This window comes from Devosia elaeis (assembly GCF_001650025.1).
GTDB lineage: Bacteria > Pseudomonadota > Alphaproteobacteria > Rhizobiales > Devosiaceae > Devosia > Devosia elaeis.
Genome location: NZ_LVVY01000098.1, coordinates 11,704 through 38,240 on the forward strand (window position 1 = coordinate 11,704; position 26,537 = coordinate 38,240).

Here is a 26,537-nt window from a genome sequence, read left to right on the forward strand (position 1 = left end):
GACAGGCGCCACCCCGCTAGGCCCCCGCATCCGCCCGGGCGACGATTTCGGCGAGGGCGGCATAGCCCTCCTGCACCGTCGTCACCTCCTCCCGCCCCTGGCCCAGAAAGGCCTCCAGTTGCGGATGGATGGCGATTGCGCGGTCCACGTTCGGATCTGACCCTTTCCGGTAAGCCCCCAGCCGGATCAGCTCCTCCATGTCCGAAAAGATGGACATGAGTTCCCGCGCCCGCGACAGGACCGGCCGGACCTCTTCCGGCACGCATCCTGGCATGGTCCGCGAGATGGACCGGAGCACATTGACGGCCGGGTAGCGTCCCCGCTCGGCAATGCCGCGCTCCATCACGATGTGCCCGTCGAGAATGCCGCGCACGGCGTCCGCAATGGGCTCATTGTGATCATCACCTTCCACCAAAACGGTAAATAGACCGGTAATGGAGCCCGAGTTCGGTTTACCAGGGCCGGCGCGTTCCAATAATCGTGGCAATTCCGTGAACACGGTGGGGGGATAGCCCTTGGCGGTCGGCGGCTCGCCGATGGCCAGGCCGATCTCGCGCTGCGCCATGGCGAACCGGGTGAGGCTGTCCATCATGCAGAGGACGCGCTGGCCCTGGTCGCGGAAATATTCGCTCAGCGCCATCGAGATGTAGCAGGCCTGCCGCCGCATCAGCGCGGCCTCGTCCGAGGTCGCCACCACCACCACGGCCCGCTTCAGCCCCTCCTCGCCCAGATATTCCTGGATGAATTCATGCACCTCGCGCCCGCGCTCGCCGATCAGCCCGATGACCGAGACATCGACATCGGTATTGCGCGCCAGCATGGACATCAGCACCGACTTGCCGACGCCGGAACCGGCAAAGATGCCCATGCGCTGGCCCTCGCACATGGTAGTGAAGGTATTGAGGCATCGAACCCCCAAATCCACCGGCTCGCCCACCCGCGTGCGGTCATGAGCGGCGAGCGGGGATTGCCGCAAGGGATAGGAAACCGCGCCCCGCGCCAACGGCCCCTTGCCGTCGATGGGCTCGCCATTGGCATTGACCACGCGGCCCAGCCAGGCCTCGGACGGATAGACCGACCCGTCATGGCGGCGGAACACCGCCTTGCAGCCCAGCCGCACGCCGCGCAATTCCCCGAAGGGCAGGCAGAGCGCATGCCCGTCGCGAAACCCGATGATCTCGGCGTCCAGATGCTCGCCATCGCTGGCCTCGATGACCACCCGGCCGCCCACGCGCAGCTCGCGCACCGGCCCGATGACCTCGATCAGCAGGCCCTGGACGGATTTGACCCGTCCGAACACTTCCACTTCCTCGATGGCGTCGATGGCCGAGATCAGCGCTTTCATGGTCGTCCGGCATTCATGATGGATATCCAGGCCTGCCCCTTCGTCGCCATGATTATGGTTTCCGTGGGGGCTCGAATCGGATCGTTCCGCGAATCGGAATGTAACCGATCGTTAACCGGAAAGCTTTATTGGGATGGAGAATTGGCGAAATGCGCCTTGTGCCACATATGTGGCGAACCCCCCCCCAAATGCCACAATTGCTTGAGTCCCAAGAGTCGCTTGAAACGGCTTCTTAATGTTTTACCTTAAGAAATTTTCAGGGCATTTATATAGATTTTTCAACAAGTTAAGATAAATTCACCTTACCGCCGTTTGCGTATTGCGGATCAGAATTAAACTTTGTTAACTAGTTGCGCTTAGGCTTCAGTCATATCCAGTAGGGTTGGAGCGGGACGGGCAGTATGGCCCAACCTCCCGCAGGTTCCAGCAGGAACGAATGACAAGGGGATTATAATGCGGGTACTCCTTATTGAGGACGACAGCGCCACGGCGCAGAGCATCGAGCTGATGCTGAAGTCCGAGAGCTTCAACGTCTACACCACCGATCTGGGTGAGGAAGGCGTGGATCTCGGCAAGCTCTACGATTACGACATCATCCTTCTGGACCTGAACCTGCCCGACATGAGCGGATATGAAGTGCTCCGCACGCTCCGCGTCGCCAAGGTACAGACGCCGATCCTGATCCTCTCCGGCCTGGCCGGCATCGAGGACAAGGTGCGCGGCTTGGGCTTCGGTGCCGACGATTACATGACCAAGCCCTTCCACAAGGACGAACTCGTGGCCCGCATCCACGCCATCGTCCGCCGGTCGAAGGGGCACGCCCAATCGGTCATTTCCACCGGCGATCTCATGGTCAACCTCGACACCAAGACCGTCGAGGTTCAGAGCCAGCGTGTGCATCTGACCGGCAAGGAATACCAGATGCTGGAACTGCTCTCGCTGCGCAAGGGCACGACCCTCACCAAGGAAATGTTCCTCAACCACCTCTATGGCGGCATGGACGAGCCGGAACTGAAGATCATCGACGTCTTCATCTGCAAGCTCCGCAAGAAGCTCTCGGTCGCCACCGGTGGCAAGAATTACATCGAGACCGTCTGGGGTCGCGGCTATGTGCTGCGCGAGCCCGACGATAGCGAAGTCTATAACGAGAACGTCGCCTAAGCCGCTCTCGCCCGACGATTTCCAGCCCCGCGCCGCAAGCGCGGGGTTTTCGTTTTAGGGCCCCTCGAAGCGTCAGCGCCGCATCCAAAAAATCTTCCCTATCCATGTCGAAGCCCGCGCGGACGGCTCGTCGTCCTGGTGAATGCGCCGAAAGCGGCGCGCCATCCAAGGGAGTTGACCCATGTTCCGCACGCTTCTCGTCCTCAGCACTTTTCTCGCCGGCCCCGCCCTGGCCCAGACCGCCCCGGACGGCGATTACGCCGACGTCAACGGCATGAAGATCTATTACGAGGTCACCGGGGAGGGCGACCCGATCGTGGTCCTGCACGGCGCCTATATGAACATCCCCACCATGGGCGAGATCATCCCGCGCCTGGCCGAGACCCACACGGTCTATGCGCTCGAATTGCAGGGCCATGGCCGCACCAACGATATCGACCGGCCCATCACCTATCCGAACCTGGCCGACGACGTCGCCGCCTTCATGGATGCCGTCGGCCTCGAGAAGGCCGACATCTTCGGCTATTCCATGGGCGCGGCCACCGGCCTGCAATTGGCCATCCGCCATCCCGAAAAGGTCGACCAATTGGTCGCTGCCTCGGTGGCCTATGACGCCTCCGGCTGGCAGCCGGCCTTCACCGCCATGATCCCCACCATGAACCCCGACATGTTCGTGGGCGGCCCCATGGAAGAGGAATGGAAGAAGTTCGCGCCCGATCCCGAAGGCTTCCGCCCCTTTGCCGAAAAGCTGATCGCGCTCGAGCATGAGCCCATGGCCTGGGAAGACGACGTCAAGGCGCTGGAAACCCCGATCCTGATCATCGCCGGGGACGCCGACGTATCCACGCTCGAGCACAATGTGGCCTTGTTCCGCCTGCTGGGCGGCGGCGAAATGGGCGATATGGGCGTGCCCCTGTCCGCCTCGCGCCTCGCCGTGCTGCCGGCCACCTCCCATACGGCGGTGATCGGCCAGGTCGACCTGCTGCTGGGCTTCATCGAGCCCTTCCTTGCCGGCGAAACGCCCAAGGGCATGTTCGACCAGTGACCCACCCCCCGGGAGCCGGCAGGATCGGCTCCCGCGCCCTCTTGACGATCGGGAGCCAGCATAGATGCTCTGCAGCCTGAATCGGCATCGGGAGGATGCGCATCATGAGCGACCGCAGAGAGACCGACCGCGCCATCAATACGGTCTGGCGCGTCGAGCAGGCCCGCGTCATCGCCGGCCTTACGCGCATGGTCCGCGATATCTCGCTGGCCGAGGAACTGGCGCAGGAAGCCCTGATGGCAGCGCTGCGCGCCTGGCCGGAAAGCGGGGTGCCGCGCAATCCCGGCGCCTGGCTGATGCAGGCGGGCAAGCGCAAGGCCATCGACTATTTCCGGCACCGCAAGATGGCGGCCGGCAAGCTGGAGGAAGTCGGCCGCATCCTGGAGGACGAGGTGCCTGACACCGAAACCGCCCTCCATGACCAGTTGGACGACGATGTGGGCGACGACCTCCTGCGCCTGATCTTCACCTCCTGCCATCCCGTCCTGCCGCCCGAAAGCCGGGTGGCGCTGACCCTGCGGCTGATCGGCGGGCTGACCACCGAGGAAATCGCCCGGGCCTTCCTCGCCAGCGACACCACGATCGGCCAGCGCATCGTGCGCGCCAAACGCACCATCGCCGATGCCGGCGTTCCGTTCGAAGTGCCGCGCGGCGCCGAGCGCGAGGAGCGCGTCGCCTCGGTGCTGGGCGTGCTCTATCTCATCTTCAACGAAGGCTATTCCGCCACGGCCGGGCAGGACTGGATGCGCCCCCAGCTCTGCGAGGAAGCCATGCGGCTGGGCCGCATCCTGGCCGGGCTCATGCCCGAGGAACCGGAGGTTCATGGCCTCCTGGCGCTGATGGAACTCCAGCATTCCCGCGCCGCGGCCCGCACCAATGGCAAGGGCGAGCCGGTGCTGCTGCCCGACCAGAACCGCGCCCTCTGGGACCAATTGATGATCCGGCGCGGTCTCGACGGCCTGGCCCGGGCCCAGCGGCTGGGCGGCGTGACCGGGCCCTATACGCTCCAGGCCGCCATCGCCGCCTGCCACGCCCGGGCCCGCAAGGCCGACGATACCGATTGGAGCCAGATCGCGGCGCTCTACGACCTGCTCAACCAGGTGACGCCCTCCCCCGTCATCGAGCTCAACCGCGCCGTCGCCATTTCCATGGCCCAGGGTCCGGCGGCCGCCCTGCCTCTGGTCGACGCCCTGCGCGAGGCCCCGCTGATGCAGAATTATCACCTGCTCTACGGCGTGCGCGGCGACCTCTTGCGCAAGCTCGGCCGCCATAGCGAAGCCAATCTCGACTTCAGGAAAGCGGCGGAACTGACGCGGAACGAGCGGGAAAAGGCATTCCTGCTGGGGCGGGCGGCGGAGGAGGTTTAGGGCGTGCCATTCTGTCCAGACGCCATCGCTCCGGAAGACCTCATGGTGAGCTTGTCGAACCACGAGGTCGGGCACACCGACACTGCCACGACCTCGTCCTTCGACAGGCTCAGGATGAGGTCTACGGGTGGGTTAGCGCACAGATGAGCGCTTTCGCCTACGCCGCCGCGTTCTCCGCCAGGTCGAACTTGGCTTCCAGGATGGCCCGGTCGAAGGGCTTCATCATGTAATCGTCGGCCCCGGCCTTGAGCGCCAGGGCGATGGCGCCGATATCGTTCTCGACCGTGCAATAGATGACGCGCGGCTTCTCGCCGCCGACATAGGCCCGCAGCAATTTGAGGAATTCCAACCCGCTCATGATCGGCATGTTCCAATCGAGCAGGATCGTGTCCGGCATCTGCTGGCGGCACTTGTCGATGGCTTCCTGGCCATCCTCGGCTTCGTCCACGCTGTAGTCGAGATCTTCCAGTATCCGGCGGGCGACTTTGCGCACGACGCTTGAATCATCGACGATGAGGCACGTGCGCATGGAACACCCCGCATATCCGGACATCAAGCCGAATATGCGCGGCAATCCTTGGTGAATGGTTAGCGCGGGACGCCTATTCGGCCGCCTCGGCCTTGGCCTGGGGAATGGCGGTGAAGAAGAACATCTCGTTCTCCAGCCCGATATTGAGCTCCATGTCGGTCATGCGCGCCAGAAGCCCGGTATAGAAGGGCTGGATGCCCCGCGCATCGACCGAGCCTTCTTCCGGCATGCCCGAGAGCAGGCCCGCCGACCCGGAGGGCACCAGCGTCTTCTGCCGCTTTTCCGGATCGCTTTTCGAGGTGAATTCGAACTTCTCCGCGCCCGCGGGGCCGGTGATCGAGGCCCTGACCTGCCCACCGCGCGGCACCGAGCCGGCCGCGATCAGCAGCATGTTCATGAACAGCTTGGCCTTGTGCTTGGGCAGGAGGATCAGCGGCACGTTCCATTCGAGATCGGCCTTTTCGATCTCGAACAGGATGCGCGCCACCCGCTCGCATTCGCGCGTATCGATATCGGTGCCGGCGGTGGAGGAGGCCCCATAGGCCAGGCGGGCGAATTCGAGCTTGGCGCGGCTCTGCTTGGCGGCGCTGGCGATCAGGTCGCGCGCGCCCTCGGCCATTTCCCCCTGGGCCGGGTCGGACAGCACTTCGAGCCCGTTGCCGATGGCGCCGATGGGATTGATGAGGTCGTGGCAGACCCGGGAGCACAGCATGGCGGCGAGGTCCGTTGCCTTGAGCTCGATAATGTCTGCCATGGTGCTTTTCTCCATAGGGCGCCGGCGGGCGGCTCGAATCAATATTGGGACATTAAAGCGGCTTGCCCGGGCGCACTACCTGATCGACAGGCTTTTGGACAGAACCTGCCAATGCTCGGCCCCGCGCAGCGCCGCCGCATCGGGCGCCAGCAGGAACGCCTCGCGGTTGGAGGCCGAATAGAACAGGAACAGCCGCTGCTTGTAGAGCACGTAAATCGCCGGATCGGCATCCGAGACGAAGCCGCGCGACATGCTCATGGCGCCGTGGCCGCCATATTGGGGCGCGTAGATTTCCGGCGCCCGTCGGAACACATCCCGATTGGCCTCATTGGCGAAAATCCAGGGCGCGCCCATCCATTCCAGCTCCAGCCCCGGCCGCCCCGGCGCCGGCGCGGCCTCGGTGAAATAGGAGACCGGGTCCATGCCACCCAGGGCATAGCCGGTCAGGGGATCGGTGAGGACATAACTGGCCAGCGATTGCGCCGCGCTCTGCTGCACCATGGCCGGAAAGAGCCCGAAAAGCGGCAGAACAAGGGCGATCATGGTTAAGATTTGTTTAGAGATTTGCTTCATCATCAATCCGAATGATCGGCGCGCTGGCGTCCCAATTCTGACGCATCAGACCTTAAGGTCTTCGTAAAAGCGTGATCCGAGGGAGATCGAACATGTTCAAGCGACTAGCCCTGCTCGCAGCATTTCTCGCGGCTCTGGCCATGCCGGTCGGCCCCGCCTTCGCCCAGGGCTCGCTCAGCGACACCTTTTCGGGCGACGAACTGGTCGAGAGCGGCCAGCAATTCTTCGGCTCCGCGGCGCAGGGGCTCGCCTCCCTTGTCGAGCGCGCGGTCAGCCAGTTCGGCCTGCCCAATGGCTATATCCTGGGCGAGGAGGCCGGCGGCGCATTGATAATCGGCGCCAAATATGGCGAAGGCACCCTCTATACCCGCAATGCCGGCCAATATTCGATCTTCTGGCAGGGCCCCTCCATCGGCTTCGACGTCGGCGGCGACGGCTCCAAGGTGATGATGCTGGTCTATAATCTCTCCACCATCGAGGAAATCCTGGGCCGCTATCCCGGCGTCGATGGCTCGGCCTATGTGCTGGGTGGCTTCGGCATGACCGTGACCAAGCGCGGCAATGTGGTGGTGGTGCCCATCCGCTCCGGCGTCGGCGCCCGACTGGGCATCAATGTGGGCTACCTCAACTTCACCAATCAGCCGACCTGGAATCCGTTCTGATCCACAGCGTCGATCACATCCGCTAAAGCCGGGGCCGCAAGCCCCGGCTTTGTCGTGACGGAACCGGACAAACCCGTTAGGGTTAACGAGGACCAAAGATGGCCTTGCCGGGCCTTTGCTGCCAGATAGTCGCTGAGACTGACGGGCGGTCCGGCCGCCGGAGAGATGTTCGATGCTGATCGAGAACATCATGTATTTCGCGCTCGGCCTGCTGGCGGCAGGATTGATCGCGCTCGTCATCATGCCCGCCGTGTGGAAACGCGCCGTAAGGCTGACCAAGCGCCGCATCGAGGCTGCCACCCCGATCACCATGGCCGAGTTCCGCGCCGACAAGGATCAGCTCCGGGCCGAATTCGCCCTGTCCACCCGCCGGCTGGAAATGAATGTCGAGGCCCTGCGCAAGCGGCTGGCCGAACAGCTCAGCGACGTCAACCAGAAGCGCACCGATCTCGGCGCGCTCAAGGCCGAGCGGGAAAAGCATCTCGAAATCGTGCGCGAACTCGAGGCCCGCGAGGCCGATCTGCGCGCCCGGGTGCTGGAGCTGGAAAAGGAAGGCGCCGACCTGGCCCAGCGCTTGCGCATGCGCGACCGGGAGCTCGAGACCCGGTCGGGCGAGATCGAGACCCTGCGCCATTCGCTGCGCGGCGGCCTGCCCTCGGCCACCGAGATCGACGGCCTGGCGCTTTCGGGCAGCTATAATGACGATGTCGAACGGCTCACCACCGCCCTCGCCATCGAGCGCAAGCGCGCCGCCTTTCTGGAAGAGCAGGCCCACAGCCTGATCGCGCGGCTCGAAAAATCCGATCGCCGCAGCGCCGAGACCAGCGCCGCCATTGCGCAGATGCGCGAAGCCCTGTCCGGCCGCGATGCCGAGCGGGAGGCCAATGCAGAAGAACTGGTCGTCGCCGAGGCCCGTATCGCCAGTGCCGAAAACCGGCTCAATGCGCTGCTGGCCGAAACCAGCCAGACCGTTGCCCGCAGCGAGGGCCGCGCCGAGCAATTGCTGGCCGACAAGCTTTCCATGGAAGACGAGCTCGAAAAGCTCCGCAACAAGGTCAGCGATGTCGAGGCCAATATCATGGCCGATTGGGAAACCGAGCGCTTCGAGGAAGCCTTCCTGCGCGAAAAGCTCAACGACATCGCCGCCAGCGTCAGCCGCCTGGTCTATGCCGTGGACAATGACGCCCCCGCCAATGCCTTTCCCGAGGAAAGCCTGTTCGACCGCGTCCAGCGCTTTGCCGATGACGGGGAAAGCCAGGACCTGCTGCCCAATCCCGGCGAAAGCCAGCGCGGCTCGGTGACCGACCGCCTGGCGGCCCTCCGGGAAATCCAGGGGCGGTAGGCCTCTCTCTACGGCATTCTTCTCGCTTGTTCACTCGCCCGGATCGTCCGCCACGGAAGATGGATCCCCGGGACAAGCCCCGGTGATAACGATGGAGGCGATATCGGACCTCATCCTTAAGAGGAGGCTTGAGGGAGGGGGCCATCAGTGGATGACTGAACTACCCCACCCACCGCTCGTCACCCTTGGGCCCGACCCGAGGGCGTTTGCCATGCACCCAAAAACAAAGAACCCTCGGGTCAAGCCCGGGGGTGACGATCCAGATTGGGTTAGATCGTGGCTCTTTATGCTTCCCCCACTGAAGAGGGAGAGAGCGATAGAAATGTGTCCGTTAAAACGTGAAACGATCTATCCCCACGCAGTTCGGCCCTCGGGTCTGACCCGAGGACAGAGCCGTGTTCGTGGAGGCACGGCGATCGGCAAAACCTATTCCGCCGCTATGCGCACGCTGCGCAGCAATTCGCCGCTGCCCGCGTCGAAGATCGAGAGCGTCACCGCGCCGCCGAGCTGGTGGGTGACCTGCACCGTTCCATCGCTGTTGATCGCCGAGAGCACCTCGGCCCCGGCCGGGATCGATACGGTCTCGGCCACGGCCGGCGGCGGGCTGTCGCGCATGACGCGATAGACAAGCGCGAAGCCAATCGCCATAAAGCCCAGCAACAAGATGCCCATCGAGACGGCGAACGACCGGCGGGCTTTTCCCAGCATGGCCAATGCTTCCGGCGACAATTCGGTGTCGGCGGCTTGGTTCTGGTTCTGATCAGGATTGCTCATGGCGGATGACACCGATTTCGAGGTTGAGGGCGAACCCATTGCGTTTGCGGTCGACCAGTCCATGGCCGGCGGGCGGCTCGATGCCGTGCTGGCCGGAGCCCAGCAGGCGCTGAGCCGCAACCGCATCAAGGACCTGATCCTGGCGGGCGCCGTCAGCGTGGACGGCAAGCCGATTGGTGAACCCAAATACCGATTGAAGGGCGGCGAGACAATCGTGCTTGTGGCCCCGCCCCCCGAAGATCCCGAACCGCAGCCGGAAGATATCCCGCTCGACATCCTCTATGAGGACGATCACCTCATCGTCATCAACAAGCCCGTGGGCATGGTGGTGCATCCCGCGCCCGGCTCGCCCTCGGGCACGCTGGTCAATGCGCTGATCCATCATTGCGGCGACAGCCTCAAGGGCATAGGCGGGGTCAAGCGCCCCGGCATCGTGCATCGGCTCGACAAGGACACGTCCGGCGTCATGGTCGCGGCCAAGACGGAAAAGGCGCACAAGCATCTCTCCGAGCAATTTGCCGATCATGGCCGCACAGGCCCCCTGCATCGCGCCTATATCGCCTATGCCTGGGGCGCCACCCAATCGGGCATGGGCACTGTCGATGCCCCGCTGGGTCGCGATCCCGGCAATCGGCTGAAACAGGCGGTGCTGAAATCCGGCCGCGAGGCGATCACCCATTATGCCGTCGAGGCCCGGTTCGGCGGCGATGGCTGGGACATCACCCGCATCCAATGCCAGCTCGAGACCGGCCGCACCCACCAGATCCGCGTCCACATGGCCCATATCGGCCATCCCCTGGTCTCGGACCTGCTCTATGCGCCCGGCTTCGCCACCAAAGTCAACAAGCTGCCCGAGCCCCTGGCCAACATCATCCGCAATCTCGGTCGCCAGGCCCTGCACGCTGCCGAACTCGGCTTCGAGCACCCCCAGACCGGGGAGGAAATGCTGTTCGAGGCACCATTGCCGGACGACTTGCAGGAACTCGAAGACGCGCTCGAAAGTTATGACCGGTCGGTCGCGCGCTCGTAATATCCGGGGTCGTCATCACCGGGCTTGCCCCGGTGATCCAAATCCTCCGTGAACTGCCCGGACAGGCCGGGCAATGACGGCTATCAGGGAAAGAAGCGGCCTCTCACACAGACGTGTTTGAACCTTCCGGCCTTTTATCGTATTATGCCGATGAAAGACGTCGAGCCGGTTTGGAACCCTATCCAATTTGTAACGTTTCTTGGGGTCCCGGCCTCTTAAATTCGACAAAGTGCAACCTATATAATCCTCATGTCAGCCAATGTGCCTAAGGGACCTTGGCCGATTTTCCGCCCGCACGCAGCGGGGGATAGTGAAAGGGGGGGCGTCCATGGCCCAGTCCAATCTGCCAGTCCTCTCGTCCGAAGGGGGCCTCAGCCGGTATCTTCAGGAAATCCGCAAGTTCCCCATGCTGGAGCCGGATGAAGAATACATGCTGGCCAAACGCTACAAGGAACATGCCGATCCCGGCGCGGCGCAGAAGCTGATCACCAGCCACCTGCGCCTGGTCGCCAAGATCGCCATGGGTTATCGCGGCTATGGCCTGCCCATTTCCGAGGTCATCTCGGAAGGCAATGTGGGCCTGATGCATGCCGTCAAGCGCTTCGAGCCCGAAAAGGGCTTCCGCCTGGCGACCTACGCCATGTGGTGGATCCGCGCCGCCATTCAGGAATATGTCCTGCGCTCCTGGAGCCTGGTCAAGATCGGCACCACCGCCGCCCAGAAGCGCCTGTTCTTCAACCTGCGCAAGGTGAAGGGGCAGATCGCCGCCCTGGATGACGGTTCGCTCCATCCCGACCAGATCAAGCAGATCGCCACCACCCTCAACGTCACCGAGGAAGACGTGGTGTCGATGAATTCGCGCCTGTCCGGCGATGCCTCGCTCAATTCGCCCATGCGGGCCGATGAAGGCTCATCGGAATGGCAGGATTGGCTGGTCGACGACACGCCCGACCAGGAAACCACCTTGGGCGAGACGGAGGAATTCGACGAGCGCATGGGCATGCTGAACTCGGCGATGGACGTGCTCAACGAGCGCGAGCGCGCCATTTTCCAGGCTCGGCGCCTGCAGGACAACCCCTCCACGCTCGAGGAATTGGCCCAGCAATACGATGTCAGCCGCGAGCGCATCCGCCAGATCGAGGTCCGCGCCTTCGAAAAGGTCCAGGACGCCGTGCGCCAGGCCGCCGGCGCGTAAAGCTCCGATTGCACCGCATATGACGCCCCGGCCACCGGCCGGGGCGTTTTTTGTTTGGCCTGCCCGATGTCATCCGGGCCGGCCGGGATTCATGTCCGTACCTCACCCCAGGCGCGATCCTCGCGTGGATGCGGAAAATGGCGGGACCAGCCACCCCCTATTAACCCCATCGCGACAATATGACTGGACGGCGACGGCCGAACAGAAGAGGTCTTGCCCTTGTAACGCCCCAATGCGGGCCTTACATTCGGCCCCATAGTCGGCGTTTTTGGCCGGCCCCCTTCCGGGACAGGATTTGATGAACGGAAATTTCCGCAACTTTGCCATCTGGCTGGTCATTCTCTTTATGCTGATGGGCCTGTTCCAGGTCTTCCAGTCTTCGACGCGCTCAATTTCCGTTGCGGAAAAAAGCTATTCGCAGTTCGTTTCCGATATCGATGCGGGCCGGGTGACCAGCGTCACCATCACCAATGACATCGTGTCCGGCCAGCTCAATGACGGCACCCGCTTCGAGACCATCATCCCGAACGGCGCCGATGTCATCACCAAGCTCGAGGACCGCAATGTGAGCATCACCGCTCGCGCGCCGGAATCGAGCCCGTTCTGGTCGATCCTGCTCTCCTCCTGGCTGCCCTTCCTCGTCATCATCGGCGTGTGGTTCTTCTTCATCCGCCAGATGCAGGGCGGTGGGCGCGGCGGCGCCATGGGCTTCGGCAAGTCGCGCGCCAAGCTGCTGACCGAAACCCAGGGCAAGGTGACGTTCGAAGACGTCGCCGGCGTCGACGAAGCCAAGCAGGACCTGGAAGAAATCGTCGAATTCCTGCGCGATCCCGGAAAATTCCAGCGCCTGGGCGGCCGTATCCCGCGCGGCGTGCTGCTGGTGGGTCCGCCGGGTACCGGTAAGACGCTGCTGGCCCGCTCGGTGGCCGGCGAAGCCAATGTGCCCTTCTTCACCATTTCCGGCTCGGACTTCGTTGAAATGTTCGTCGGCGTCGGCGCGTCCCGCGTCCGCGACATGTTCGAACAGGCCAAGAAGAACGCGCCCTGCATCATCTTCATCGACGAAATCGACGCCGTCGGCCGCCAGCGCGGCGCCGGTCTCGGCGGCGGTAACGACGAACGTGAGCAGACGCTGAACCAGCTTCTCGTCGAGATGGACGGTTTCGAGGCCAATGAGGGCATCATCCTCATTGCCGCCACCAACCGCCCGGACGTGCTCGACCCGGCCCTGCTGCGTCCCGGCCGCTTCGACCGCCAGGTCGTCGTGCCGAACCCCGACGTGTCGGGCCGCGAAAAGGTGCTCAAGGTCCATGTCCGCAAGGTGCCGCTGGCACCCGACGTCGACCTCAAGGTCCTGGCTCGCGGTACGCCCGGTTTCTCCGGCGCGGACCTGATGAACCTCGTCAACGAGGCCGCCCTGATGGCGGCGCGGCGCAACAAGCGCTTCGTCACCCACCAGGAATTCGAGGACGCCAAGGACAAGATCATGATGGGCGCCGAGCGCCGCACCATGGCCATGACCGACGACGAGAAAAAGCTGACCGCCTATCACGAGGCCGGCCACGCCATCATCGCGCTCAAGGTCGCCGGCATCGACCCGATCCACAAGGCCACCATCATCCCGCGCGGCCGCGCCTTGGGCATGGTGATGACCCTGCCCGAGAACGATTCCTATTCCTTCTCCCGCGAGAAGGCCCTGGCGCGCCTGACCATGCTGTTCGGCGGCCGCGAGGCCGAGATCATCAAGTTCGGCCCCGAAAAGGTGACCTCCGGCGCCTCGGGCGACATCCAGATGGCGACCTCGCTCGCCCGCTCCATGGTCATGGAATGGGGCATGAGCGAAAAGCTGGGCCGCGTGCGCTACAAATCCAATGACCAGGAAGTGTTCCTGGGCCATTCGGTGACGCAGTCGCAGCACATGTCGGACGATACGGCGCGCATCATCGACCAGGAAGTGCGCAAGCTGATCGAGGACGGCGAAGCCTCGGCCCGCCATATCCTCACCACCTACCAGGATCAGTGGGAAGCCATTGCCCAGGCCCTGCTCGAATACGAAACCCTGACCGGCGACGAGTTGCGCGCCCTCATGGACGGCAAGCAGCCGGTGCGTCCGGACGATAACGGCCCGGCCACGCCCAAGGCCACCGGCGTGCCCACGGCCGGCAAATCGACCAAGAAGCGCCCCGATTCCCCGCCCGAGCCGGGCATGGAACCGCAGCCGGGCAGCTAGGCTTTCGCCCCAAAACAGGATTGAGGGTCGCCGCAAGGTGACCCTTTCTCTTTGCCCGAACCTGAATTATTCCAGGGCAAGTGGTACTCAAATAACCAAACCAGTCTCGGGGAAGCGATCATGGCCCGCAAATATTTCGGCACCGACGGCATCCGCGGTCTCGCCAATGGCACCAAGCTCACCCCCGAGCTGGCGCTGCGCATCGGCATGGCCGCCGGCGCCAAATTCGTGCGCGGCGACCACCGCAACCGCGTCGTCATCGGCAAGGATACCAGGCGCTCCGGCTACATGATCGAAAGCGCCCTGGGCGCCGGCTTCACCGCCGTGGGCATGGATGTCTATTTCCTCGGCCCCATGCCGACACCCGCCGTCGCCATGCTGACGCAATCGCTGCGCGCCGATCTGGGCGTCATGATCTCGGCCTCGCACAATCCTTACGACGATAACGGCATCAAGCTGTTCCGGCCCGATGGCTACAAGCTCTCCGACGAGCTCGAAGCCGAAATCGAAAAGCTCATCGACAGCGACATGACCCGCTACCTCGCCAAGGGCCGCGATATCGGCCGCGCCCATCGCGACGAGGAAGCCCGCACCCGCTATATCGAATATGCCAAGCGCACCCTGCCGCGGAACCTCGACCTCTCGGGCCTGCGCATCGTGCTCGATTGCGCCAACGGCGCCGCCTACAAGGTCGCCCCCATCGCCCTGTGGGAGCTGGGCGCCGAGGTCTTCACCATCGGGGCCGAGCCGGATGGCTTCAACATCAATCACAAGGTGGGTTCCACCGCCCCCGAGGCCGTGGCCGCCAAGGTCAAGGAAGTGCGCGCCGATATCGGCATCGCACTGGACGGCGACGCCGATCGCGTCATCATCATCGATGAAAAGGGCCATGTGGTCGACGGCGACCAGTTCATGGCGGTGATCGCCGAAAGCTGGCTGGAGCGCAACATGCTCACCGGCGGCGGCATCGTCGCCACCATCATGTCCAATCTGGGCCTCGAACGGCACCTGACCAATCTCGGCCTCATTCTCGAACGCACCCAGGTCGGCGACCGCTATGTGCTCGAGGCCATGCGCGCCAAGGGCTTCAATGTCGGCGGCGAGCAATCGGGCCATATCATCCTGTCCGATTTCACCACCACGGGCGATGGCCTGGTCGCCGCGCTGCAATTGCTCGGCGTGCTCAAGCAGAAGGGCATTCCCGTTTCCGAGATCTGCGCCCGCTTCGAAAAGGTGCCCCAGCTGCTGCGCAGCGTGAAGTTCACCTCCGGCAAGCCGCTCGAGCATAAGCTGGTCATCCAGGCCATCGCCGACGGCCAGTCCCTGCTGGGCAATGCCGGCCGCATCGTCGTGCGTGCCTCCGGTACCGAGCCGGTCATCCGGGTCATGGGTGAAGCCGACGACGCCCAATTGGTCGAAAAGGCCGTCGCCCAGATCGAAGCCGCCATCCGCGACGTCGCCTGAGCGCCGCCGTCAGGATGCGGCAGGGGCCATCATAGGTCCAGCGAGAGGATCGGGCGGGTCCAGCCGACCTTTGGCGTGCTCGGCGCCGTGCCGATGCGCGTGGCGCCCATCCGCTCGTAAAAGCCGGCCGATGGGGGATGCGACACGATCTTGATCCGGGTGATGCCGCGCTGGCGAGCCTGTTCCTTCATATGCCCGATTAACAGCGCGCCGAGACCCGTGCCCTGCGCGTCATCGGCGACGAAGAGCAAATCCAGTTCCGGCTCGCCCACCGGGACGAGGCTGTAAAAGCCGGTCATCCGCCCATCCTGTTCGGCCAGGTAGATGACATCCCGCTCGATCTGCGCCGGGGTGATTTCATAGCCATCCAGAATGCTGCTGTAATTGCCCTGATAGGCACCCGAAGCATGCATCAGCGCGGTAAGCACCGGGGCGTCTGCCACCGTCGCGCGGCGTATCTGCGGCCTGTCCATGTGTGCCCTCGCTTAGCCATCGTTCGTCATTGCCGGCCGGCCTCTCTCCCGACCGCCCGATACAGGCGGCGGTGATAATATGGCGGGAAGCTGGAGGCAATGCCGTGCCCGGCTTCCGCGCTGCCGCAATCCTCACCAAATCCCTAACAACGGAGCGTGCCGAAATACTTCAGTAATACCTGCAGCAGACGGGTCATTAAGGTTAAGAGTTTAGGTTAAGTGCGCCTTAAGAAGTTTCCGCGATATTGGCCGCAATCGACTGGGGTCGTGGCAACCAAAGGAATTACTTCAATGCGCAAGCTTACCGTTGCGATACTCGCGGCAGGAGCCGCCGCTGTCGCCGGTCCCGTCCTCGCGGCCGACATACCCTATTATCCCCCCGTCATCGAAATCCCGGATGTCGATTACGGCTATACCGGCTCGTTCTACCTGCGCGGCAGCGCCGGGCTGAACCTGATGTGGGCCCATCATGTGAACCATCCCTCGGCCACGCCCGACACCTTCGCCATCGACGGCTATGGCTACGGCTATTCCTATGGCGTCGGTGCCGGCTACGAGACCGGAACCGGCCTGCGCTTCGATCTCACCGTGGATCGCCTGGCCAATGAGGACATGCGCACCACCATCAACGACACGTCCGGCACGCTGACCAATGGCGTCCACCGCCTGTCGCTGCGCTCCACCGTCGTTCTGGCCAACGCCTATTATGATGTTGGCTTCGGTGACGGCTATTCGGCCGCCGGCGGTGCCTTCGGCTATGTCGGCGCCGGCGCCGGCGTCGCCTTCAACGATGTCATCTCCACCGGCTCGGCCGTTCCGGACGTTCATGGCCAGAACACCAGCTTCGCGGCCGCCGCCATGGCCGGCCTCGGCTATGATTTCGGGCCCTTCGTCGCCGATCTGGGCTATCGCGCCCTCTATATCAACCGCATCGAAAACAACGCGACGACCTATCCCTATTCGATCGACAACAATTGGGTCCACGAAGTGCGCGGCACCGTCCGCTATCGCTTCAACTGACCGGGCGCGTGGCGGATCGCCACATCCGTCCACGAACCATTTCGGCCGGTGTCACCAGACACCGGCCTTTTTGCGTCGCCCGCTCTGGACGCCGGCGCCCCCGCAATGCTCAATGGGAAGAAAGCGGGAGGTTCTTGTGCATATTCTCATCATCGGTGCGGCCGGCATGGTCGGACGCAAACTCACCGACAGGCTGATCGCCGATGGCGCCCTGGGCGGTCGGGCCATTACGGCACTGACGCTGGCCGATGTCGTGGCACCGGCCAATCCCGGCACCAGCCTGCCGGTCAAATGCGTCGCCGCCGATCTTTCGGCCCCCGGCGCCGCCGCCAGCCTGCTCGCCGGCCGCCCGGATGTCATCTTTCATCTTGCGGCGATCGTATCGGGCGAGGCCGAGGCCGATTTCGAAAAAGGCTATGCCATCAATCTCGACGGCACGCGCCTGCTGCTCGAGGCCATCCGCCGGGAAGGACTGGCCGAACCCTATTGCCCGCGCCTGGTCTTCACCTCGTCCATCGCGGTTTTCGGCGAGCCCCTGCCCGCCGCCATTCCCGACGACCATATCCATACGCCCCTCACCAGCTATGGCGCCCAGAAGGCGATCTGCGAATTGCTGCTGGCCGACTATTCGCGCCGGGGCTTCGTGGACGGCATCGGCATTCGCCTGCCCACTATCGTGGTGCGTCCCGGCAAGCCCAACAAGGCCGCGTCCGGCTTCTTCTCGGGCATTATCCGCGAGCCGCTGGCGGGCCTCGAAGCCGTGCTGCCCGTCGATGATGGGGTGTGCCACTGGTTCGCCTCGCCCCGCGCCGCTATCGGCTTCCTTCTGCATGCGGCCAATCTCGATACCACGCCTCTGGGCCAGCGCCGCACGCTGACCATGCCGGGACTTTCGGCGACCATTGCCGAAGAGATCGCCGCTTTGCGGCGCTTCGGCGGCGAAAAGGCTCTGCGCCTTATCCGCCGCGAGCCCGATCCAATTATCGCCCGCATCGTCGCCGGCTGGCCGCAGAATTTCGACGCAAGCCGCGCCACCGAACTGGGCTTTCGGGCCGAAACCAGCTTCGACGCCATCGTTGAGGCGCATATCGAGGACGAACTCGGCGGGCGGGTCCACTAGGACTCCCGACCTTAGGCCGGCCCTTTGGCAAGGGCGTCCAGCCGCCGGCGATATTCGGCCACCTGCGCTTCGTCCCGTTCCGCCTGCGGCACCGATAGGGCGAGATCGGCGAAGATGGCGGCCGGCCGCCCCGCCAGCACCACGGCGCGATCCGCCAGCCGCGCGGCATCCTCCGCGTCATGGGTCACCAGCACCATGCTGGGCTGGTTCGCCGCGATCAGCCGGGCCAGCAAGGCCCGCATTTCCGCGGCCAGGGCCGCATCGAGCGACACGAAGGGTTCGTCCAGCAGCAGCAGGCCCGGATTGGCGGCCAGGGCCCGCGCCAGCGCCGCCCGCCGCTGCATGCCGCCCGATAATTGCGCCGGAAAATCCGGTCCGCGCCCGCCCAACCCGACCTGGTCGAGCAGCGCTTTCGCCGCCGGCGCGCCCAGGGCCGGGGCGGCCAAGAGCACATTGTCCCGTGCCGAAAGCCAGGGCAGCAGCCGCGCATCCTGGAACACGAAACCGGGCATCGGCGCCCGGTCCGCCGCCACGCCGTCAATGGCGATGGTGCCGGAGAAATCCCGATCGATCCCGGCCAGCAGCCGCAACAGGCTCGATTTGCCGATTCCCGACGGCCCCAGCAGCGCCAATATGCTGCCCGGCGCGACCTCCAGCCGGAAATCGCTGAAAAGCGGCGGGGCAGATCCAAACCGCTTTTCGGCGATGGCGATGCTCAGGCCCGGCGCCATGCAAAGGCCCTCCGTTCCAGCACCCGCAAAATTCCATATTCGAAGGCCAGCACCACCAGGATAAAGCTGGTCGTATAGGCGAGGATCGCCGTGACGTCGAAGAACTGGAAGAAGACGCTGACCCGATAGCCCACGCCGCCATCGCTGCCCAGCACTTCGAAGACCAATACGATCTTCCAGATCAGCGACAATCCGGTCCGCGCCGCCGCCAGCATGAAGGGCAGCAATTGCGGCCAATGGATGCGCCGGAGCCGTGTCCACCAATCGAGCCGCAGCGCTCGCGCCAATTCATCGTAATCGGCGGAAAAGCTGCGCACACCCTCGCGGATGGTGACGATGACCAGCGGCACCTTGTTGATCACCACTGCCGCGATCAGCGCCGTCTCGGTGAGGCCCAGCCAAATAAAAAGCACGATGGCCACGATGATGGCCGGCAGGTTGAGTCCCACCACCAGCCAGGCCGAGAACAGCCGGTCGAGCCAGGCCTGTCGCCCCAGCGCCAGGCCCAGCGCGATGCCCAGGGCCATGGCCAGGCCGAAGCCGGCCAGCGCCCGTGCCAGCGTCTTGCCCAGGTCCTCGAGCAGGCGCCCTTCCAGCGCCAATGTCGCCATCGCCTCGGCCACCGCGATCGGCGTGGGAAACAGCCGATGCGCGGCGAGCATGGCCAGGACCTGCCAGAACCCGAGCAGAAGCGGCAGGGAAAGCACTTCCCAGCCGATCCCGCCGCGCTCCCGTCCCGCCCGCTTTATTTGCTGTATCCTCCCCAGAACGTGCCCGGCGCCAGCTCGGTCTGCGCGCCGACCACATCGGGTCCGCCGAACTCGGCCAGCAGGGCAAAGGCCAGTTCCGCCAGGCGCGTGTCGTCCGGATCATAGCCCGTGACGATCCCGAGGCGATAATCGTCGCGCAATTGGGCGAATAGGGCCGGATCGTCCGCCGCGCCCATGATCGCGGCAAGCCCGTCCCACACCTCGTCATCGGCCAGCAGCGCCGCCTTGGCGGCAAAGGAGGCGTCGAGAAAACGGGTGAGCGCCTCGCCCTTTTCCGCCGCCAAATCCTCGCTGAAGGTCCAGCCCAGCAGCGGCGGCGGTTCGGACAGGCCCAGCCCCTGGAACATGCCGGCCACCGAGATCACCTCGCGCATGCCCTCAGCCTTGGCGCGGGCATTCCAGTGCCAGAAATTGAGCCCGGCCTCGATACCGCCCGCGCCCAGCAATTCGTTGATCAGCGGCGGCGCCCCGAACCGCGCCTCGGCGGCCTCGGACAGGCTCCCCCCGGTCAGCGCCACGTAATAGGCCTGCAACACCACCCAGCTCTTGTCCACCGGCCCGCCGGCCACCCCGATCACCTTGCCTTCAAGGTCGGTGACCGTCTCGATGGCGCTGTCCGCCGGCACGATGAGCCCACCCACGGCCAGCGAATGCGGCACCATGGTGAAAACGCTGCCGGCCGCCCGCTGCGCCGAAACCCAGGTGAAGTCGGAAAGGATCACATCCACCGCGCCGGCCTGGAGGGCGATCTGCCCGGCCCGGCTGTCGGCCAGCGGCCGGATTTCCAGGTCCACGCCATGCTCCGTGTCGAGCCCCAGCTGGCGAATGGCCTCGATCTCCCATTGCACCGTGCCGCTTTCCTGCAGGCCCAGCACCAGCTTGTCCTGGGCCCAGGAGGTCATGGCCATGCCGGCCAGCACCAGGCCGGCCGCCAATATCCGCGCGATCATCGCCCTGCTCCTATGCGCCGGTAACGCGCCAGATGACGTCGCCCACATCGTCCGCCATCAGCACGGCGCCATCCCTGGCCAAGGCCACGCCCACCGGCCGCCCGAAGGAATATTTCTCGTCCGCCGAGAGGAAATCGGTGAGGATTTCGCGCGGCATGCCGACCGGCTTGCCGTTCTGGAATTCGACGAAAGCCAGCTTGTAGCCGGAGAGTTTCGAGCGGTTCCAGGATCCATGCTGGCCGATGGCCATGCCCTGCGGAAAGCCCGGCAAGGTCCCTGCCGGCAGCCAGCAGAGGCCCAGCGAGGCCGTGTGTCCGCCCAGGGCATAATCGGGCTGCAGGGCGGAAGCGACCTTGGCCGCGTCCTGCGGCACGCGGTCGTCCACCACCCGGTCCCAATAGCAATAGGGCCAGCCGTAGAACCCGCCATCCACCACCGAGGTCAGGTAATCGGGCGGCGTCTCGTCGCCCAGCCCGTCACGCTCGTTCACCACGGTCCACAAATGCCCGCCTTCCGGCTCCCAGGCCATGCCCACCGGATTGCGCAGACCCGCGCCGAAAATGCGCGAGGTGCCGGTGGCCAGGTCCAGCTCGTGGATACAGGCGCGGTTCTCTTCCGCCGCCATGCCCTGATCGGCGATATTGCTGAGCGAACCGACCGCCACATAGAGCTTGGTGCCGTCGTGGGAGGCGATCAGGTTGCGCGTCCAGTGCCCGCCGGGCACCAGGTCCATCAGCTTCCGCCCGGGCGCCGTTATCTTGGTCATCCCCTGTTGATAATCATAGGACAGGACCGCATCGGACGCGCCGACATAGAGGATGTCGCCGATCAACGCCATGCCGAAGGGCTGGCGCACATTCTCGATCAGCACATGGCGTTCCTCGGCCACGCCATCGCCATCGGCGTCACGCAGCAGCGTCACCCGGTTTGGGCTCTGCCCCCGGGCCTTGGCCCGCTTCATCGTCGCCGCCATGGCCCGGTCGAACAGGCTGCTCGGCTTGCCGTCCTCGCCCATGGATTCGGCCACCAGCACGTCGCCATTGGGCAGGACGTAGACATTGCGCGGATGAACCAGCCCCTTGGCAAAGGCATTGACCTTGAGCCCCGCCGCCGGGGTCGGCCGATGGTCGCCTTCCCAGCCTTTGGCCGTCGGCATTTTCAGCGTGGGGATTTTTCCCTGCGGCTTGGGATCGGGGATGGCGGGCCGGGTGCCATAGGCCGGCTGACGCGGCCCGTCGCCCGCATGGCGAACCGCCACGGCAATGCCGCCGACAAGAGCTACAAAACGGGCAAAGAGCGAGGGTTCGGCCATTATCGTCTCGGGAAATGGAGAGGAGAAGTCAGGAGAGGCCCACAGGCTAAAGCCTTTCGCCCCATTCTGGAAGCCGCAATTGGTAGGGGCGGAGCGGCATGGCTTCGCCGGAGTCGAGGGAACGGCGTTTGGGCGACCGATGGAACATTCCCGCTCCCCTCGCTGTTCCAGCACCGGAGGTTGCCGATGCCCAGATTCTATTTCGACCTTTACGATGGCGCCAATTTCGCGCCCGACCCGCAGGGTGTGGACCTGCCCGATATCGAAACCGCCAAGGACGAGGCCACCCGCACCCTCTCCGAAATCGCGGCCCAGGAAATTCCCGGCGACGGCGCCAGCCGGCTGTTCCGCATCGTCATTCTCGACGAAACCCGTTCCATAATCTCGGAGGCCCGCATCGATTTCCGCGCCACCCGCCCCGCGCCCGGAAACTCTGCCCCGGCGGACAGCAAGGACAATCATGACGAGTGATATCGAGGTCCTGATCGCCAAGCTGGCCGCCATCGGCCGGCTGCATCCCCAACAGGCCGAAGCGATCCGGAACCTGCCCATCCAGGTCGCGCGGATCAATCGCGGCCACGACGTGGTCATGGACGGCAATATCATGACCCATAGCTGCGTCGTGCTGTCGGGCATGCTGCACCGGCACAAGACCATGAAGGACGGCAATCGGCAGATATTGTCCTTCCACCCGCCGGGCGACATTCCCGACCTGCAGAGCCTGCATCTGCGCAAGGTCGACTACACGCTGTCGGCCACCACCCAATCGGTCATCGGGCTCATCGAGCACAAGGCCATTCGCGCCATGCTGCGCGACCAGCCCGCGCTGACCGACCTGCTCTGGCGCGACACGCTGATCGACGCCGCCCAGTTCCTGACCTGGATGATGCTGATCGGCCAGGCCTCGGCCGAGGCGCGCATGGCCCATATCTTCTGCGAGCTCTATACCCGTCTCAAGGTGGTGAACGGCGTCTCGGGCAATACCTTCCCCTTCCCCGCGACCCAGACCGACCTTGCCGACGCCCTGGGCATGTCCATCGTCCATGCCAATCGCACCCTCCAGGCGCTGCGCGCCGAAGCCATGCTCTCCTTCGCCAATGGCCAGGCCGAAATTCTCGATTGGGCGCGCCTCGCCAGTCTGGCGCAATTCGATTCGAGCTATCTGCACCTGTCCGACGAATAGGGCGGACCACCGGGCAAATACCTCCTCACTCGCCCCCGCCCCGCTCCTCCAACGAGCGCTGCAATTCCATGTCCGATTGCCGGCGCCTCAGGCACCGCTCCAGCGCGGCGAACCAATATTCCTGTTCCCGCCCGGCGGGCCGGCCATCCTGTTCCCAGAGAAAATAGGCGGTTTCGCGCACCGATTGCTCGAATATCGGGTCTCCCCAGGGGTCCATCGCCTCGTTCATAACTTGCTCTCCAGCGGCCCCGACACTCTAGGCCGCGCGCGCCGGCCCGGAATTAACATGAGTTAACCTGCCCATGCCCGGTTCTCTGCCGGCAATGCGAATCCCATTGACGCCGTTCCATCACAGGCGTATTTGCGGCCTCAGGACATCTCGCCCTAACGCGAGACAATAGGCCTGGGAGGGCCGCTTGATATGGCTGATACGCCCCAAACCGCACCGGCGGTCAAACCGGCTAATCCCAATTTTTCGTCGGGTCCCTGTTCGAAGCGTCCGGGTTGGACGCTCGAAGCGCTGTCCGGCGCCCTGACCGGCCGCTCGCACCGCGCCAAGATCGCCAAGGCCCGTATCCAGCAGGCCATCGACCTGACGCGCGAATTGCTCGAGGTTCCGGCCGATTATCGCATCGGCATCGTGCCGGCCTCCGATACCGGCGCGGTGGAAATGTTCCTCTGGAGCGCCCTGGGCGCCCGCGGCGTCGACATACTGGCTTGGGAAAGCTTCGGCGCCGGCTGGGTCACCGATGTCCAGAAGCAATTGAAGCTCGACGATGTCCGCGTGATCGACGCCCCCTATGGCGAACTGCCCGATCTCGGCCAGGTCGATTTCAACCGCGACGTGGTCTTCACCTGGAACGGTACCACGTCGGGCGTCCGCGTCCCCGATGCCGACTGGATCCCGGCCGACCGGCAGGGCCTCACCATCTGCGACGCCACCTCGGCCGCTTTCGCGCAACAGCTCGATTTCGCCAAGCTCGATGTCGTCACCTTCTCCTGGCAGAAGGCCCTGGGCGGGGAAGCCGCACATGGCATCCTGATCCTGTCGCCCCGCGCCGTCGAGCGGCTGGAAACCTATAAGCCCGACCGCCCGCTGCCCAAGATTTTCCGCCTGACCAAGGGCGGCAAGCTGATCGAGGGCATCTTCAAGGCCGAGACCATCAATACCGTCTCCATGCTCTGCATCGAGGACGCCGTCGACGCCATGCAATGGGGTCTCGGCATTGGCGGGCTCAAGGCCATGCGGGCCCGGGCCGACGCCAATTTCAAGGTCCTGGCCGATTGGGTCGCCGGGACCGATTGGGTCGAGTTCCTGGCCAAGGTGCCCGAGCAGCGCTCCAATACCTCGGTCTGCCTCTCCATCGTCGACCCCGCGATCACCGCTCTCGACGCCGAAGCGCAGGCCGCCTTCGCCAAGGCCATCGTGGCGCGCCTCGACAAGCTGGGCGTGGCCTACGATTTCGGCTCCTACAAGGACGCTCCGGCGGGCCTGCGCATCTGGGCGGGCTCGACCATCGAAGCCGATGACCTGGCCAAGCTGACGCCGTGGCTCGACTGGGCCTTTGCCGAGGAAAAGGCCGCGCTCAAGGCGGCGGTCTAAGAACGATAGCCGCGCCGAACCCTCATTGATCTTCATTGCCGGGCTTGTCCCGGCAATGACGATGGAGAGGAGGCAGCGGATTTGGCCATCTCATTCCAGCGGCGTCGCAGGTTCAAATCCTGCTCCCGCAACCAAAAGCAGGACTCGCAAAAATGCCCAAAGTTCTCGTCTCCGACAAACTCAGCCCCACCGCCGTCCAGATCTTCAAGGACAATGGCGTCGAGGTGGATTACCTGCCCGATCTCGGCAAGGACAAGGAAAAGCTGCTCGAAGTCATCGGCCAATATGATGGCCTGGCCATCCGTTCGGCCACCAAGGTGACCGAGAAGATCATCGCCGCCGCCACCAATCTCAAGGTCATCGGCCGCGCCGGCATCGGCGTCGACAATGTCGATATTCCGGCCGCAACCAAGAAGGGCATCATCGTGATGAACACGCCCTTCGGCAATTCCATCACCACGGCCGAGCACGCCATTGCCATGATGATGGCCCTGGCCCGCCAATTGCCCGAAGCCGACGCCTCGACCCGCGCCTCCAAGTGGGAGAAGAACCGCTTCATGGGCGTGGAAGTGACCAACAAGACGCTCGGCCTGATCGGCGCCGGCAATATCGGCTCCATCGTCGCCGACCGCGCCATCGGGCTGCGCATGAAGGTCATCGCCTATGACCCCTTCCTCACCCCCGAACGCGCCCAGACGCTCGGCATCGAGAAGGTCGAGCTGGAGGACCTGCTCACCCGTGCCGACTTCATCACCCTGCATACCCCGCTGATCGACGCCACCCGCAACATCCTCAATGCCGAGACCCTGGCCAAGACCAAGAAGGGCGTGCGCATCGTCAATTGCGCCCGCGGCGGCCTGATCGATGAAGCCGCGCTCTACGACGCGCTCAAATCCGGCCAGGTGGCCGGCGCCGCGCTCGACGTGTTTCTGGTCGAACCGGCCGAGAACAACCCGCTCTTCGACTTGCCCAATGTCATCTGCACCCCCCATCTGGGGGCTTCGACCACCGAGGCGCAGGAGAACGTGGCTCTCCAGGTCGCCGAGCAGATCTCGGCCTACCTGATGACCGGCGAAATCACCAATGCCTTGAACTTCCCCTCGATTTCGGCCGAGGAAGCCCCGATCATCACCCCCTGGGTGAAGCTGGCCGAAGCCCTGGGCTCCTTTGCCGGACAACTGACCGAGACCTCGATTTCGGGCATCAAGATCGAGTTCGAAGGCACCCCGGCCGGCCTCAATATCCGCCCCATGGTCGCCGCCGCCATCAATGGCGTGCTGAAGCCGTCCCTGGGCGACATCAACATGGTCTCGGCCCCGCAGATCGCCAAGGATCGCGGCATCGTGGTGGAAACCACCACCCGCGACCAGCAGGGCGCCTATGAAGGCTATATCCGCCTGACCGTCACCACCGAGCGGCAGACCCGCGGCCTGGCCGGCACCATCTTCGCCAATGGCAAGCCGCGCATCATCCAGGTCAAGGACATCAACATGGAAGCCGAACTGGCGCCGTCCATGCTCTATGTCACCAACGAGGACAAGCCGGGCCATATCGGCCGCCTCGGCACCCTGCTCGGCACGCTGGGCATCAATATCGCCAATTTCAATCTCGGCCGTGCCGATGTTGGCGGCGACGCCATCGCGCTCGTCTCCATCGACGGCACGCTGACCGATGAACAGCTCGACCAGATCGCCAGGCTCGAAGGCGTCAAGCAGGCCAAGACGCTCAAGTTCTGACCGGGCCTTTCCCGGCTTCCAAAGGCGGCCTCCGGGCCGCCTTTTTGCATTTGCGCGAGGGCGCTTCCCGGCGCCCGATGTCAAAGAGCCTTCCGCAGCGCTCGCGCGCGCCGAAGCGCCGGACGGCATAAAAACCTCCGGGTTCACCTGGTTGATGGAAGCCCCGAG

General features: G+C 64.4%; 26 protein-coding genes. 15 read left to right on the forward strand and 11 right to left on the reverse strand.

Annotated features, from left to right (window positions below; all coding sequences use genetic code 11):
• Positions 1 to 16 precede the first annotated feature (16 nt).
• Positions 17 to 1,345: a flagellar protein export ATPase FliI gene (gene fliI / locus A3840_RS13355; protein ID WP_067457627.1), complete on the reverse strand. Its 1,329-nt coding sequence runs from the start codon at positions 1,343 to 1,345 to the stop codon at positions 17 to 19.
• Between the two features lie 453 nt (positions 1,346 to 1,798).
• On the opposite strand from fliI, the gene ctrA reads away from it, so the two are divergent.
• From ctrA to A3840_RS13370, 3 genes are all read left to right on the forward strand, one after another.
• Positions 1,799 to 2,506, forward strand: a complete 708-nt coding sequence (gene ctrA, locus A3840_RS13360) for a response regulator transcription factor CtrA (RefSeq protein ID WP_067457628.1) — start codon at positions 1,799 to 1,801, stop codon at positions 2,504 to 2,506.
• A 181-nt stretch (positions 2,507 to 2,687) separates the two neighbouring features.
• Positions 2,688 to 3,551, forward strand: coding sequence for an alpha/beta fold hydrolase (locus A3840_RS13365; protein ID WP_067457629.1), 864 nt, complete (start codon positions 2,688 to 2,690; stop codon positions 3,549 to 3,551).
• A gap of 104 nt (positions 3,552 to 3,655) precedes the next feature.
• A complete protein-coding gene (locus A3840_RS13370) occupies positions 3,656 to 4,918 on the forward strand; it encodes an RNA polymerase sigma factor (protein WP_067457691.1) in 1,263 nt (420 codons plus the stop codon).
• Between the two features lie 157 nt (positions 4,919 to 5,075).
• Here the strand turns inward: A3840_RS13370 and A3840_RS13375 are convergent, their stop codons facing one another.
• The 3 genes from A3840_RS13375 to A3840_RS13385 all read right to left on the reverse strand — a co-directional run bounded on the left by A3840_RS13375 (position 5,076) and on the right by A3840_RS13385 (position 6,744).
• Entirely contained in the window at positions 5,076 to 5,447 is a 372-nt protein-coding gene (locus A3840_RS13375; RefSeq protein WP_067457631.1) for a response regulator, read from the reverse strand.
• Positions 5,448 to 5,520: 73 nt separating this feature from the next.
• On the reverse strand, positions 5,521 to 6,201 hold the full coding sequence (chpT, locus tag A3840_RS13380) for a histidine phosphotransferase ChpT (protein WP_067457694.1): 681 nt from the start codon (positions 6,199 to 6,201) through the stop codon (positions 5,521 to 5,523).
• 75 nt (positions 6,202 to 6,276) lie between these two features.
• A complete protein-coding gene (locus A3840_RS13385) occupies positions 6,277 to 6,744 on the reverse strand; it encodes a YHS domain-containing (seleno)protein (RefSeq protein WP_067457634.1) in 468 nt (155 codons plus the stop codon).
• Positions 6,745 to 6,866: 122 nt separating this feature from the next.
• Between A3840_RS13385 and A3840_RS13390 the strand changes: the two genes are divergently transcribed.
• Both A3840_RS13390 and A3840_RS13395 read left to right on the forward strand, forming a co-directional pair.
• On the forward strand, positions 6,867 to 7,436 hold the full coding sequence (locus A3840_RS13390) for a DUF1134 domain-containing protein (protein ID WP_067457636.1): 570 nt from the start codon (positions 6,867 to 6,869) through the stop codon (positions 7,434 to 7,436).
• A 172-nt stretch (positions 7,437 to 7,608) separates the two neighbouring features.
• Positions 7,609 to 8,778 carry a coiled-coil domain-containing protein gene (locus A3840_RS13395; RefSeq protein ID WP_067457639.1) on the forward strand — a complete coding sequence of 390 codons (1,170 nt, stop codon included), beginning with the start codon at positions 7,609 to 7,611 and terminating at the stop codon, positions 8,776 to 8,778.
• 426 nt (positions 8,779 to 9,204) lie between these two features.
• Here the strand turns inward: A3840_RS13395 and A3840_RS13400 are convergent, their stop codons facing one another.
• A complete protein-coding gene (locus A3840_RS13400) occupies positions 9,205 to 9,552 on the reverse strand; it encodes a DUF6476 family protein (RefSeq protein WP_067457642.1) in 348 nt (115 codons plus the stop codon).
• On the opposite strand from A3840_RS13400, the gene A3840_RS13405 reads away from it, so the two are divergent.
• The 4 genes from A3840_RS13405 to glmM all read left to right on the forward strand — a co-directional run bounded on the left by A3840_RS13405 (position 9,551) and on the right by glmM (position 15,471).
• On the forward strand, positions 9,551 to 10,582 hold the full coding sequence (locus A3840_RS13405; RefSeq protein ID WP_067457644.1) for an RluA family pseudouridine synthase: 1,032 nt from the start codon (positions 9,551 to 9,553) through the stop codon (positions 10,580 to 10,582). The genes A3840_RS13400 and A3840_RS13405 overlap by 2 nt on opposite strands.
• Positions 10,583 to 10,910: 328 nt before the next feature.
• The gene (rpoH, locus tag A3840_RS13410; RefSeq protein ID WP_067457647.1) at positions 10,911 to 11,777 is read left to right on the forward strand and encodes an RNA polymerase sigma factor RpoH; all 867 of its coding nucleotides are present in this window, start codon (positions 10,911 to 10,913) and stop codon (positions 11,775 to 11,777) included.
• Between the two features lie 298 nt (positions 11,778 to 12,075).
• The gene (gene ftsH, locus A3840_RS13415) at positions 12,076 to 14,007 is read left to right on the forward strand and encodes an ATP-dependent zinc metalloprotease FtsH (protein ID WP_067457650.1); all 1,932 of its coding nucleotides are present in this window, start codon (positions 12,076 to 12,078) and stop codon (positions 14,005 to 14,007) included.
• Between the two features lie 120 nt (positions 14,008 to 14,127).
• Positions 14,128 to 15,471, forward strand: coding sequence for a phosphoglucosamine mutase (gene glmM / locus A3840_RS13420; RefSeq protein WP_067457653.1), 1,344 nt, complete (start codon positions 14,128 to 14,130; stop codon positions 15,469 to 15,471).
• A 29-nt stretch (positions 15,472 to 15,500) separates the two neighbouring features.
• Here glmM and A3840_RS13425 read toward each other — a convergent pair whose 3' ends face one another.
• Complete coding sequence (locus A3840_RS13425) at positions 15,501 to 15,944, reverse strand: GNAT family N-acetyltransferase (protein ID WP_067457656.1); 444 nt, start codon at positions 15,942 to 15,944, stop codon at positions 15,501 to 15,503.
• 291 nt (positions 15,945 to 16,235) lie between these two features.
• On the opposite strand from A3840_RS13425, the gene A3840_RS13430 reads away from it, so the two are divergent.
• Both A3840_RS13430 and denD read left to right on the forward strand, forming a co-directional pair.
• Positions 16,236 to 16,964: an outer membrane protein gene (locus A3840_RS13430; protein ID WP_067457659.1), complete on the forward strand. Its 729-nt coding sequence runs from the start codon at positions 16,236 to 16,238 to the stop codon at positions 16,962 to 16,964.
• A 136-nt stretch (positions 16,965 to 17,100) separates the two neighbouring features.
• On the forward strand, positions 17,101 to 18,084 hold the full coding sequence (gene denD / locus A3840_RS13435) for a D-erythronate dehydrogenase (protein ID WP_067457662.1): 984 nt from the start codon (positions 17,101 to 17,103) through the stop codon (positions 18,082 to 18,084).
• Between the two features lie 11 nt (positions 18,085 to 18,095).
• Here denD and A3840_RS13440 read toward each other — a convergent pair whose 3' ends face one another.
• The 4 genes from A3840_RS13440 to A3840_RS13455 are packed head-to-tail and all read right to left on the reverse strand — an operon-like array spanning position 18,096 to position 21,847.
• The gene (locus A3840_RS13440; RefSeq protein ID WP_067457665.1) at positions 18,096 to 18,815 is read right to left on the reverse strand and encodes an ABC transporter ATP-binding protein; all 720 of its coding nucleotides are present in this window, start codon (positions 18,813 to 18,815) and stop codon (positions 18,096 to 18,098) included.
• Entirely contained in the window at positions 18,800 to 19,522 is a 723-nt protein-coding gene (locus A3840_RS13445) for an ABC transporter permease (protein WP_245676619.1), read from the reverse strand. Before A3840_RS13445 ends, A3840_RS13440 begins: the two co-directional genes overlap by 16 nt.
• A gap of 38 nt (positions 19,523 to 19,560) precedes the next feature.
• A complete protein-coding gene (locus A3840_RS13450; RefSeq protein ID WP_067457671.1) occupies positions 19,561 to 20,535 on the reverse strand; it encodes an ABC transporter substrate-binding protein in 975 nt (324 codons plus the stop codon).
• 10 nt (positions 20,536 to 20,545) lie between these two features.
• Positions 20,546 to 21,847 carry a PQQ-dependent sugar dehydrogenase gene (locus A3840_RS13455; RefSeq protein WP_067457674.1) on the reverse strand — a complete coding sequence of 434 codons (1,302 nt, stop codon included), beginning with the start codon at positions 21,845 to 21,847 and terminating at the stop codon, positions 20,546 to 20,548.
• Positions 21,848 to 22,033: 186 nt separating this feature from the next.
• Between A3840_RS13455 and A3840_RS13460 the strand changes: the two genes are divergently transcribed.
• Together A3840_RS13460 and A3840_RS13465 are read left to right on the forward strand one after the other, a co-directional pair.
• Positions 22,034 to 22,318: a DUF6894 family protein gene (locus tag A3840_RS13460; RefSeq protein WP_131798326.1), complete on the forward strand. Its 285-nt coding sequence runs from the start codon at positions 22,034 to 22,036 to the stop codon at positions 22,316 to 22,318.
• Positions 22,308 to 23,030 carry a Crp/Fnr family transcriptional regulator gene (locus A3840_RS13465; RefSeq protein ID WP_067457680.1) on the forward strand — a complete coding sequence of 241 codons (723 nt, stop codon included), beginning with the start codon at positions 22,308 to 22,310 and terminating at the stop codon, positions 23,028 to 23,030. Before A3840_RS13460 ends, A3840_RS13465 begins: the two co-directional genes overlap by 11 nt.
• A gap of 25 nt (positions 23,031 to 23,055) precedes the next feature.
• On the opposite strand, the gene A3840_RS13470 is transcribed toward A3840_RS13465, so the two are convergent.
• Positions 23,056 to 23,259, reverse strand: coding sequence for a DUF2934 domain-containing protein (locus tag A3840_RS13470; RefSeq protein WP_067457683.1), 204 nt, complete (start codon positions 23,257 to 23,259; stop codon positions 23,056 to 23,058).
• A 192-nt stretch (positions 23,260 to 23,451) separates the two neighbouring features.
• Here A3840_RS13470 and A3840_RS13475 point away from each other — a divergent pair, with 192 nt between their 5' ends.
• Together A3840_RS13475 and serA are read left to right on the forward strand one after the other, a co-directional pair.
• On the forward strand, positions 23,452 to 24,633 hold the full coding sequence (locus tag A3840_RS13475; protein WP_067457685.1) for a phosphoserine transaminase: 1,182 nt from the start codon (positions 23,452 to 23,454) through the stop codon (positions 24,631 to 24,633).
• A 152-nt stretch (positions 24,634 to 24,785) separates the two neighbouring features.
• On the forward strand, positions 24,786 to 26,369 hold the full coding sequence (gene serA / locus A3840_RS13480; RefSeq protein WP_067457688.1) for a phosphoglycerate dehydrogenase: 1,584 nt from the start codon (positions 24,786 to 24,788) through the stop codon (positions 26,367 to 26,369).
• The last annotated feature ends 168 nt before the right edge of the window (positions 26,370 to 26,537 follow it).